Consider the following 4623-nt stretch of genomic DNA (forward strand, 5'->3'; position numbering starts at 1 on the left):
CCCGCGAGGTTTTCACGGCCGCAAGACGCGAGTTCGCAGAAGGCCAAATTTCAAACTGAAACGCTGCCACCCAATCCGCGCACGATCCCCTCAACTCCTGCGCCGTCGGCCGGAATGGCTACCCGGTCGTCGAGTGCCCTCAGCCTGCGCCTGGCTCTAGCGATCGATCCTTGCTTCCTGTTGCGGAGAATAGCGCGCTCCCTGTACGGCGATCGCCGAGACCGCGTTCTCGATGTCGGCAGTTCGCCGTCAGCGCGACAGTGACCGATCCGATGTTCTCTTCGAGGCGATTGAGCTTGGTGGTGCCGGGGATCGGAACGATCCAGGGCTGTATCTGCCAAGCGCGGGAGCGATATCGGAGAATGGGCTTTTCAGCCTTGGAACATCGGTCATGTTGGTCTCCTTCGTAGAGTTCGGGCGTTGAACTCGGCGCCACGCGCCGATACCTGGTCAAATCCCGTATTGTTCGTCGCTGACATGCTCCAACCAGTCGACGACCTTGCCGTCGAGCGCTTCGGCGATAGCGATGTGGCTCATCGCCGTGGTCGGCGCGGCGCCATGCCAATGCTTCTCTCCGGGCGCGAACCAGACGATGTCGCCGGGCTGGATCGATTCGATCGGGCCGCCCTCGCGCTGCGCCAGGCCGGCGCCCGAGAGGACGATCAGCGTCTGGCCGAGCGGATGCGTGTGCCAGGCGGTGCGCGCCCCGGGCTCGAAAGTCACGGTGGCGCCGCCGACCCGGGCGGGCTCGCTGCCCTTGAACGGCGCGTCGATGCGCACCACACCGGTGAAATAGTCGGCCGATCCCTTGGCCGAGGCCTGAGAGCCGTTTCGCGTGATGTCCATGGTTTTGTCCCTTCCTGGCAACAGCCATGACACGACCCGCCCGGCTTTAGAGACGGCCGGAGGTGCCCGGTGTGATAACGCCTATCTAGGGTCTGCGATTGGTGCCGATTAGGTGCTATATCCAGCATGATCTTATGAAGGGGGCTCATGAATGCCACGTGACAACCTGAACGAGCTAACCGCTTTCCTCGCTGTGGCGCGCGAGGAAAGCTTCACCAGGGCGGCGGCCAAGCTCGGGGTTTCCCAATCGGCGCTCAGCCACACGGTGCGGGCGCTGGAGGAGCGGCTGGGTGTACGGCTCCTGACCCGCACCACGCGCAGCGTGTCGCCCACCGAAGCCGGGGAGCGGCTGCTTCGCACCGTCGGGCCGCGGCTGGACGAGATCGAGACCGAGCTCATTGCCTTGAGCGCATTGCGGGAAAAACCCGCCGGCACCATCCGCATCAGCGCCGGTGAGCACGCCGCCGATGCGGCCCTGTGGCCGGCGATCGCCCCGCTGCTGCCCGAATATCCCGACATCAAGGTCGAGATCATCGTCGACTATGGACTGACCGACATCGTCGCCGAGCGCTTCGACGCCGGCGTGCGGCTGGGCGAACAGGTGGCGCGCGACATGATCGCGGTGCGCATCGGCCCCGACATGCGCATGGCGGTGGTCGGCTCGCCAACCTATTTCGCTACCCGACCAAAGCCGCGCACGCCGCAGGACCTGACCACCCACAATTGCATCAATCTGCGGCTGCCCACCTATGGCGGGCTCTATGCCTGGGAGTTCGAGAAGGCCGGACGCGAGCTGAAGGTTCGGGTCGAAGGCCAGCTTGTGTTCAACACGGCCGCTCTGCGCATGAACGCGGTGCTCGCCGGCCTCGGCCTTGCCTATCTGCCTGAGGAGCAGGTGACGGCCCATCTGGCCAACGGCCGGCTGGTGCGTGTGCTCGCCGACTGGTGCGGGCCCTTCCCCGGCTACCATCTCTATTACCCCATCCGCCGGCAAGCCACGCCGGCCTTCTCGCTGCTGGTCGACGCGCTGCGCTACCGGGGCAAGGAGTAAGTCGGTGAGCAGCTTCCACCCGGCTTTGACTCGCCGCCGCCTGCGGTGACTATCCCCGGAAATGGTCGCGGAACCATTTCCGCGGCACCGCGTTCACTGCGGTTAACTGGAACTCCTATACGTGGCGCAAGTGACGAAAACCTCGAGCTCGACCTTTGATCTGCCCCACCAAATCCTCGATAATCTTCCCGTAGCAATCTACACCACCGACACCGAAGGCAAGATCACCTATTTCAATCGGGCCGCAGCAGATTTCGCTGGGCGCGAACCCGAGCTCGGAAAAGACCAATGGTGTGTGACGCACAAGCTGTTCACGACCGACGGTGAAGTGTTGCCGCATGACCAATGCCCGATGGCTGTCGCGCTAAAGGAGAACCGGCCGGTCAGAAACCAGTCGGCTATCTCCCAACGCCCGGACGGCACGCGTGTGCCGTTCCTTCCCTATCCCACACCGCTTCATGACGAGCAGGGCAGACTGGTCGGCGCCGTCAATATGCTGTTCGATCTCACTGACCGCCATCATGCCGACGAGGCCAGGCATCATCTGTCAGCCATCGTGGAGTCTTCCTTCGATGCCATCGTCAGCAAGGATTTGAACGGAGTCATCAGGAGCTGGAACTCAGCCGCCCAACGTCTGTTCGGTTACACCGCCGACGAAGCAATCGGAAGGTCGGTAACTATGCTGATACCGGACGACCATTTGGACGAAGAGCCGCGCATATTGGAGCGCATCCGCAAAGGCGAGCAGGTCGAGACCTACGAAACCATCCGCCGCCGCAAGGACGGCAGCCTTGTGCCCGTATCCCTGACAATCTCGCCGGTGCGCAACGCCGTCGGGCAGATCGTCGGCGCCTCGAAGATCGCCCGCGACATATCAGTAGCCAAGGAGAACGAATATCGCATCCGCATGCTGATGCGCGAGGTCAACCACCGGGTGAAGAACCAGTATTCCGTCATCATCTCGATGATCCGGGAGACCAGCAAGCGGTCATCGACGCCGGCCCAGTTCGAACGTCAGGTGCGCGAGCGCATCATGGCGTTGTCGCTCTCGCATGACCTTCTGGTTTCCGGCGACTGGAAGGGCGCCACGATCTTCGAACTGCTGCTTGCGCAGGCCAAACCGTTCGGCAACGAGGAGCGGATCTCAATGTCGGGCCCTTCCCTGACGCTGAGCCCCAATGCCGTCCAGTACCTCGGCATAGCGTTTCATGAACTCGCGACCAATTCCGCTAAATACGGCGTCCTTTCGGCCGCAGAGGGAACGATAACGGTGCAATGGAAGGTAACCGGACTGGTCGGCCAGAAACAGTTCCAGCTGATCTGGAAAGAGAGAGATGGTCCTGAAGTACAGACGATCGGCCATGGTGGTTTCGGCAGCGTGGTGCTGCGGCGCGTCGCTCCAGCCGCGGTGAGCGGCACCGGTGTTCTCGAGCATGATAGCCACGGTGTCACCTGGACGCTGCAAGCACCGTTGACCCAACTTGAGGCCTCGGTTGACAGCGAGCACGTTGATCAGCGTGCATTGGACCAGGTGATGAGCGGACACGAATTCGGAATTGTTCCCTGAACTTGGGCACTGGCAACAGGACTACGGCCCGCTATGTGTTGCTTTTATTGTACGTCCTGGCCTTCAGCCCTGTCGCAATATGGCGGGCATCAGCACCGGAGCCATCGCCGTGACCGTGACCGACCTCTATCGAGGCTACATCGCCTGCCTCAACAATCAGGACTGGCAGAAGCTGCATCGCTTCGTTCATGACGAGGTGCACTACAATGGTGACCGCGTCGGACTGTCGGGTTACCAGGACATGCTGGAGCGCGATTTTCGGGAAATCCCAGACCTCTATTTCGATATCCAGTTGCTGATCGCCGAACCGCCGTTCCTAGCCAGCCGGCTTCAGTTCAACTGCACGCCGAAGGGAACCTTCTTCGGGCTCCCTATAAACGGCAGGAAGGTGTCCTTCAGCGAGAACGTCTTCTATGAATTCCTCGACGACCGGATCAGGAACGTCTGGTCGGTAATCGACAAGGCCGCGATCGAGGCGCAGCTTTAATCCAGGTCGCCCAGAAAGCGACGTCTGCGCGGCAGCGTCCGTGGATCGTTCGTAAAAATCGATCATTCTAACGAAAATAATTCGTTGGAAAGATTGGTTTAGGAATGGTATTCTCCCGGCATACTCGCCTGGAGCATTGCATTGTCTTCCGTTTCCCACTTCGCGAACGATATTCCAAAAAGCGCGTTTCCTGCCGATGTCGCGCAAGGGCGAAAATCCCTTAGCTGGAATGGCATCGTCCCCGGCATCGTGCTGGTCACGATGATCACTGCCGTCGCCTTCTCGGCGCGCAATGTTTCCGGCTTCGCGCTGTTCAGTCCAATGATCCTCGCCGTCGTCGCCGGCATGATCTACTCCAACGTGCTCGGCACGCCCGTGCACGCCAAAGCCGGTATCGCATTCTCGCAAAAGCGCCTGTTGCGCTTCGCCATCGTGCTGCTCGGCTTCCAGCTGACGCTCGGCCAGGTGGTCTCGATCGGCGCTGGCGGCGTCGGCATTGTCGCGGCGACGCTTGGCGCTACCTTCGTTTTCACCATCACGCTTGGCCGGCTGATCGGCGTCGACGCCAAGCTGGCGCAGTTGATCGCCGCCGGCACCTCGATCTGCGGCGCTTCGGCCATCGTCGCCACCAACATCGTCACCGATGCGCGCGACGAGGACGTCACCTACGCC

At 61.6% G+C, this 4623-nt stretch carries 5 protein-coding genes; 4 read left to right on the plus strand and 1 reads right to left on the minus strand.

Going from position 1 to position 4623, the window contains the following annotated elements:
- Positions 1–450 precede the first annotated feature (450 nt).
- Positions 451–846 (minus strand): cupin domain-containing protein, encoded by a 396-nt coding sequence (locus EN914_RS25120; protein ID WP_013530542.1) that lies wholly within the window; start codon positions 844–846, stop codon positions 451–453.
- Between the two features lie 151 nt (positions 847–997).
- On the opposite strand from EN914_RS25120, the gene EN914_RS25125 reads away from it, so the two are divergent.
- The 4 genes from EN914_RS25125 to EN914_RS25140 form a co-directional block, all read left to right on the plus strand.
- The gene (locus EN914_RS25125; RefSeq protein WP_127389330.1) at positions 998–1897 is read left to right on the plus strand and encodes a LysR family transcriptional regulator; all 900 of its coding nucleotides are present in this window, start codon (positions 998–1000) and stop codon (positions 1895–1897) included.
- 121 nt (positions 1898–2018) lie between these two features.
- Positions 2019–3464: a sensor histidine kinase gene (locus EN914_RS25130; protein WP_013530540.1), complete on the plus strand. Its 1446-nt coding sequence runs from the start codon at positions 2019–2021 to the stop codon at positions 3462–3464.
- Positions 3465–3573: 109 nt separating this feature from the next.
- Positions 3574–3951 carry an ester cyclase gene (locus EN914_RS25135; protein ID WP_024501791.1) on the plus strand — a complete coding sequence of 126 codons (378 nt, stop codon included), beginning with the start codon at positions 3574–3576 and terminating at the stop codon, positions 3949–3951.
- Positions 3952–4092: 141 nt separating this feature from the next.
- A partial coding sequence (locus EN914_RS25140) for a YeiH family protein (protein ID WP_127389331.1) occupies positions 4093–4623 on the plus strand: 531 nt, incomplete at its 3' end.

This window comes from Mesorhizobium sp. M7A.F.Ca.CA.001.08.2.1 (assembly GCF_003998455.1).
Lineage (GTDB): Bacteria > Pseudomonadota > Alphaproteobacteria > Rhizobiales > Rhizobiaceae > Mesorhizobium > Mesorhizobium ciceri.

What these genes read in the sequence shown, in the direction of transcription:
- EN914_RS25125 (WP_127389330.1), top strand. Translation starts at nt 998, where the DNA reads ATGCCACGTGACAACCTGAACGAGCTAACCGCTTTCCTCGCTGTGGCG.
- EN914_RS25120 (WP_013530542.1), bottom strand. Translation starts at nt 846, where the DNA reads ATGGACATCACGCGAAACGGCTCTCAGGCCTCGGCCAAGGGATCGGCC.